Annotated in this window: 5 protein-coding genes; all 5 read right to left on the bottom strand. The window is 43.5% G+C overall.

What is annotated here, in order from left to right; translation table 11 throughout:
• A partial coding sequence (locus tag QZY09_RS06815) for a zincin-like metallopeptidase domain-containing protein (protein WP_295670006.1) occupies positions 1-1166 on the bottom strand: 1166 nt, incomplete at its 3' end.
• 22 nt (positions 1167-1188) lie between these two features.
• Positions 1189-1554, bottom strand: coding sequence for a M23 family metallopeptidase (locus QZY09_RS06810; protein WP_295670003.1), 366 nt, complete (start codon positions 1552-1554; stop codon positions 1189-1191).
• A gap of 53 nt (positions 1555-1607) precedes the next feature.
• Complete coding sequence (locus QZY09_RS06805) at positions 1608-2015, bottom strand: hypothetical protein (RefSeq protein ID WP_295670000.1); 408 nt, start codon at positions 2013-2015, stop codon at positions 1608-1610.
• An 11-nt stretch (positions 2016-2026) separates the two neighbouring features.
• Positions 2027-4036 carry a type IV secretion system DNA-binding domain-containing protein gene (locus tag QZY09_RS06800; RefSeq protein ID WP_295669997.1) on the bottom strand — a complete coding sequence of 670 codons (2010 nt, stop codon included), beginning with the start codon at positions 4034-4036 and terminating at the stop codon, positions 2027-2029.
• 18 nt (positions 4037-4054) lie between these two features.
• On the bottom strand, positions 4055-6387 hold a 2333-nt coding region (locus QZY09_RS06795; RefSeq protein WP_295669994.1), incomplete at its 5' end, for a helicase-related protein.

The raw sequence follows: 6387 nt of genomic DNA, 5'->3' as shown, positions 1-6387 counted from the left end.
GCCAGGATTGGTTCTTCCATTTCCATTGCTGCGGCTATAGTTTTTTCACCCGGGTTAGTCAGGGCATCCAATAATTTATTATATAAAACATCATTAGCGCCCACCTGAAATTTACGGCCTGTTGATTCTGGCAGTTGAAAGACATTGTTTTTCAGTTCGGACAGCACTTTATATTCCATGTCATTATAGGGAATGACATCACCTTTGGATAACTTATCCCGAACAGGTATAGCTTGATCTATTTCTTGTTTTAGCTCAACCTTCTTTTCAAAAGCCAGCACATAATCGGCTATGACCTGTGCATCGGATGCGGCTTCAAAAAGTTCGGAAGGGTCTTCTTTTAACATTGCCGACCAATTACTGATGAGTTCTTCCTCGTTACTCATCTCGTAGCCCAGGTTTAGTTCAGTGCCTATCAGCAATGAAGCGATGTTGGTGCGCAGTTCTTCCCTGAAATAATTATCCGATCCGGCTTCGGCTCCCATCGGCTCATTCAAACGGCCATCCTGCGTTGCCCAGCGGGTCATTTCATGCAGTACAGCGTTATAATATTTTTCAGGGGATTCAAAAAGGTCTTTGTCCGGCACCTCAATGCTGTCGGTTTCCCGGTCATAATAGACAGCGTTGGAGTTTTCTGCAAGCGAAACTTTACTGGCATCAATAATATTTTGTGCCCTTTCTATGGGGCTTAAAGGCTGTAGCGAATTTTTTTCTTCCTGAACCTGTTTCCATTCCCGCAAATTATTAAGCTGTTCGCCATTGAATAAGGCATATTCTTTTAGGACAGGCTCGTCCAGTTTAACCCGGTGTGTTTTTGGCTTTCCATTTTCCTTCAATTCCTTTTCACCCTTGTCGTTTAACAACGGTTGGATTTCGCTGCTTGCATAAAAGTTGATCCATGTCCCTTTTTCTTCTTTTCTTACCGGGGTTTTATTATACGACGCCTTGTCAAATGACATCCATCGGGCATCCTCGCGGCCCTGCATCATTAATATTAAAGCTACATGCCCACGATAGTTTTTATCGGTTGCAGGGTTATAGGGTAAGGCAAAAGCGGCTTTACCATCTTCTTTTACAGGCTTTTGAAAAATTGAAGTGCCTGCTTTAAAATCAGCGATCAGCTTCTTTGCGACCTTTTCTGATAAGGGGGGATAATTATTGTCCATATTTTTAGTTTTTAATAGCTGTTTATTTAAGGTTCGTTATTTGATAAAGAAATTTTAGCGGGTTGATATACTTATTATGGTATTGTATAGCGAAATGCAGGTGCTCACCAGTTACCCGGCCAGTTAACCCTGAAACTCCCAAAGGAAACCCTGCCAGGACGCTGTCACCGGGAATTACAAAGAATTGCGAAAGATGGCCGTAAGTGGTTTTGAAATCCCCGTGATCCAGCCGGATGTATATACCCAACAATGGATTATACCCGGTAGCCGAAACATGTCCTGGTAATACTGCATATACGGTATCGTGATTTGCCCGCAGGTCGATACCTGCATGAAAACTATATTCCCCTGTTACCGGGTGAATGCGGTACCCGAACGGCGAAGTCATATACAAGTGTTTTAAAGGCAGACATACGACACAAAGCCAAAAAGTTAAGTTGTTCATCGTTCCGGGTTTTGTGCCTGTTTGATGGCGATGACATTTTCTAAAGTATCCAGGCAAAAGGGCTGGATTTTTTTATTGTCCCTTGCCATTTCCAGGGCTTTAAAATGCTTGTCCCCGGAGCCATACCGCAACAATAGGTCGATCTGTGTCAGCGCCTTTAGGTCGGGAAAGGAAGTTTCGTAAGCCATATCCGCCAGGTTTTGGTGAATCTGTTCAGCCGGTAACAATACCAGTAAGGCGTCTGAAGTGAATGAAGCATACTCGTTATCCTGAAAGCTGACGAGAATAGCATCATCCGCCAAATCGCTATTCACAATAAAGCCTATTTCATTTTGTCTCCCAGCCGGATCGTGGGTTAGTCCGGGGTGTACTAAAACAAGTTTTCCTGTTAGTTCATCATTCATTTTTATAAACTTTAATTATTCGTTTTCATGCTACCTTTTGGCAATACTGCTGCCTGCGGTGTTTTCTTAAATCCCGCAATAACGCCTGCAACCTCATTATTGATCCTGATAAAGTTTTGCCTCAGTATTTCATCTTTTTTACCACCAAAATCATAGTAAACAGGCATATCTTTATACCCGGCTTCTTCGGTAATAAGTTCTTTCTTGTTGAGGTTGATCTTGCAGTTAATGGCGGAGGTATCAAATTTCCCGGTATAGGTTTCCTGTGCATCCGCAGCAATCAGCCCAACGAGTTCACCTGTATTTAATGCCGCCATTTTACCTGCTGGGATAAGCGGCTCTAACTTTTCCTGTAAAGAAGTCGATGTTTTATTTCTGTCAATAGAAAGGCTTTCGCCAATCTGCTTGGATTTACCAAACAGCCGTTCTAACCAGTCCAGCGTTTCTTTATTACGGACTGATCCGGCCAGCACATTGCCCACCACTGATGTTATCGTTGCAGCGGTATCTTTGCCATATTGCTGATTGAATTGTGGTAATTCCTGTAACCCCATTAAAATCGCTACCTTATTTGACCGGGCAGTTGCCAGTAAATTTTCAATCTTATAAGTGTATAAGGTGGGTATTTCATCAATGATAAGCGCAGAGGGCAAGTTGCCTTTGTTGTTAATTAGCTTGGTAAGGCGGTTCATAATGACAGAATAACAGGCAGAATTGATGTTTTGCGTATTCGGGTCATTAGCCAGTACCACAATGCCCGGACTATCGGGGTCGGATATTTTGAGATTAAAATCATCCCCTGAAAACACCCAAAAAGTTTCTTTGGTAGCCAGCCGGCTAATAAATATTTTAAGCGTACCAACCTGGCCCTCTAATTGGTTAAAGGCTTTTGCTAAGTAGGCACTCTTAAAAGGCGAAAGTAAGGGGACCAATTCCGGCTCGGAAAATAGCGTATTAAAAATATCTTCATAAGACTGGTTCAAAAAGGATAGCACATGCGGGAAACTGGAAAACTTGCCGTCCTTATACTTGCTGAAAAAGTAAATACAGGCCGATAAAAAGTTAATAGCAGACTGTGTAAAGAACTGGTCACTACCACCTGATTTATCTCCCTTTTTCATGGCTTCTACCAACCCTTCGGCCCCTTCGGATGCATCGGCCAGCGTTTTCAAATAATCACTGCGCCAGGGATTTGTACGCCTGCTCATTTCCGGCTCATTCAGGTTAATGACATGAAACCCATGCTTTTTGATTTTACCCTGTTGCTTGGCCATTAAATAATGGTAATAAGCGATCTTGCCCAAATCAGGAAACTTGAAATCGTACACACAGGCACAAAACTCTTTAGCGATAAGCTGGCGTATAAATGGATTTACGATACCAAAACTTTTACCGGAACCGGGTGTACCAATTAAAATAGTCCCCCTAAACGGATTAACAATATTTATCCAGCCATCCCTTACTTTCCCCTTAAAATAAAACAACATGGGTATGTTCACCGAATAAGGTGTTACCACAGGCTTTATCTGCTGCATAAAACTCTCCCCTTCCACATTCCATTTATCTTTGCCTAAACCTGAGCGGATAATTTTGGAAACATTATCCATCGAAACACTGATCAGGATAGCTCCGATAAAGGAGCAAACCATGTACATCAGGTTGAACCATGTTGTGTAAGCACATACGATGGTTGATGGCCTGCCCTGGTAAACGATGCTGCCGAAAAATAATAGCAGCCCTAAAGCAAGCGGGTATAAAATGTGCTTTTTAGGATCGAGTTCAATGTTCTTTTTGGCCAATGTGCCAATGCTTACCAAACAGATCAGCAAAAGCGTTGCGAGTTTACTATAGATCAATTGCTGGTAGATCACAATATGGCTGATCTTGTCTATGGCCTTACCAAAAAAGCCCCAAAAAGGGGCTTTGCTATAAATAAAAATTGCGGCTTCCAGTGCAATGGACAAATAAATGGCGCATTGCAAAAAGCCGTGCAGCTTTTGCTGCGCGTGTGTTTCTTCCATAATATTGATTTTAAATTATTAGCGGCTTACCGCATAGGGAAGAACTTCTTCTGTTTCGGGCCCTAAGCCGGTGTTGGGTTCAACGACCCCGTTTTGTTTGGCCGTGTTCTCTTTAATCTTCCCGCTGATCTCTTTTTCAAGCACGGAGAGTTCGGCCTTCATTTGCTTTAATTCTATTTCCTTTTCAAATGGCCTGCCGATCAGGCTTTCCATTTTTGGGATACTTTCATCCAGTTCGGCAAGGTCTTTTTTGTACTTTTCCACCAATCCGTCAACCTTGTCGATGGCATTCAGGAAATAGCGGGCCGCCAGTTTTGGGTTATCTATGTTAGGGCTGCCCTGGCTATAGGTATATCTGATCCCTGAATCCCCCCTTTCGGCGAATAGGGTATTGTAATAATTATAGCGTATCCGACCTTTGTCTTCATGCGCTTCCCTATGATTTTGGATATACAATTGAAACCCGTAAAGACTACCGATATTTTTCACCGGGTCTTCCCCGACTTTCGGCCTCCAGTCCAAATATTGCCGGATCAGGAATTTCCCGATTTCTTCGGCATCAGCCGATTTGAGTCCCTGTAACTGTATTGGATTGGACTTACTATTGTCTTTTTCGTGCTTTAAATGCTGTTTATAGACCTTTTCATCACCATACAGGCGGTCAAGCATTTGGCAGGTCTTTTCCTTATCCCGCAATTGGTCTTCCAGACCGTACCGTGTCCGGGCGATTTCCCTAAAGTGTGCTGTTTTCAGGCTCTCCATAACGGCAATCTTTTTCTCCAGCTTTGATTTTTCCAATAACGAGGTATCACCGGAAAGAATGGCAATGTATTCAGAGAAATTCATCCCGCTTTTTTCATCCATAGCCCCCTCATCCAATGTGCGCACATTCAGTTCACAGTTTTTCATCTGCGAAATAAAAGTCTGCTTGTTTTTGAGCAAGTTGAACTTGTAATTATCAAGTGACTGCTCTACCGCGTAGATAAAGTTTTTGACCTTGTTACCGTAAAAACTTTTTGCCAGCCAATTCCCCTGTCTTGCGCCCCGGCCATCACGCTGTTCCAATTCAGACGGTTTCCACGGTATATCCATGTGGTGCATGGCAATTACCCGCTTCTGAACATTCAAGCCCGTACCTGCCTTTTCGGTGCTGCCGATCAGTATCCTGATCTCGCCGCTATTCATCTTGCGGAAAAGTTCCGGTTTCTGCCTGTCTGTCCAGTCATGGATAAAGGTGATCTCGTGATGCGGAATGTCAAGGTCAGTTACCAGCTTTTGCTTCAGTGCATCATAAATATTAAAGGCATCGGGCTTGGGTGTACCAATATCACTGAAGATGATCTGTGTTCCTTTATGCGGGGTGCTTTCGTGGTAGAGTTCCGCGACTTTCCTTGCGCAAACATTCACCTTGTTATTGGGATGGTCTTCATAAGCCGGATCAATCAACCGCATATCTGCCGACATCTTTTTAGCATAGTTCGTCGCAATCAGCATCCGGGCGGTATCTTCTTCTTTGGTAAGCGGCGCGCGGCCTATTAAAGTGGCATCCCCCGTCTTTGCGAATTGCATCAGCTTTTGAATAAATTCCTTTTGATCGGGAGTGGGCGGAATATTGGCCAAAGCCTCATCCAAATCCGGCTTATCCAATTGGATATGTTTTGCCGTTTTATAGTCGGTGATCTCATTATAGAATAGCGCCAGTTCGGGAACTTTTATAAAATGGCGGAACCGTTCCTTGGCTACGATCTCATTGGTTACCGAAAACTCGAAGTCGGTGGTCTTTTTTGCGAACACCGCTGCCCAGCCATCAAAATTCTCAATCCGCTGGCGTTCCAATTCTTTTGGCCGGAGATATTTAAAGATCAGGTACATTTCCGTCAGGCTGTTAGAAATTGGTGTACCGGACAAAAAAGTTACGCACAGATCGGCATCAAACTTTTGCTGAAGGGTACGCACCGCAAAAAGCATATTGAGCGCCTTCTGGCTGCCGTCCATATTGCCCAGCCCGGCCACCCGTGTGTGCCTTGTGGTAAAGGTGAGGTTCTTGAACTTATGCGATTCATCCACAAAAAGGTGATCTACATTCATTTCACTGAAATTTATCCCTGTATCCTTCCTGTTTTCAATGGCATACAGTACCCCATTTAATTTTCCTTCCAGGTTGTTCTTACGGATTTCCAGCCCTTTGAGCATTTTGCGGGAAATTTCACCGCCCAAGTCCTGCAATGTTTCAAGGTCGCGTTCAATATTGTCCAGTTCAATTTCAAATATTTCCTTTTGCACCTCCGGTGACTGCGGTATTTTACCAAACTGGTCATGCGTCATAATGATGCAGTCCCAATTATTATTTT

Origin of the sequence: uncultured Mucilaginibacter sp. (assembly GCF_903913935.1) — a bacterium.
Lineage (GTDB): Bacteria > Bacteroidota > Bacteroidia > Sphingobacteriales > Sphingobacteriaceae > Mucilaginibacter.
Note: the sequence above shows the minus strand (reverse complement) of the source record. Positions and strands in the feature narration are given on the sequence as shown.

Bases quoted from the DNA above. Each gene is read 5' to 3' on its own strand.
- QZY09_RS06805 (WP_295670000.1), bottom strand. From the start codon at position 2,015: ATGAATGATGAACTAACAGGAAAACTTGTTTTAGTACACCCCGGACTA.
- QZY09_RS06810 (WP_295670003.1), bottom strand. From the start codon at position 1,554: ATGACTTCGCCGTTCGGGTACCGCATTCACCCGGTAACAGGGGAATAT.
- QZY09_RS06800 (WP_295669997.1), bottom strand. From the start codon at position 4,036: ATGGAAGAAACACACGCGCAGCAAAAGCTGCACGGCTTTTTGCAATGC.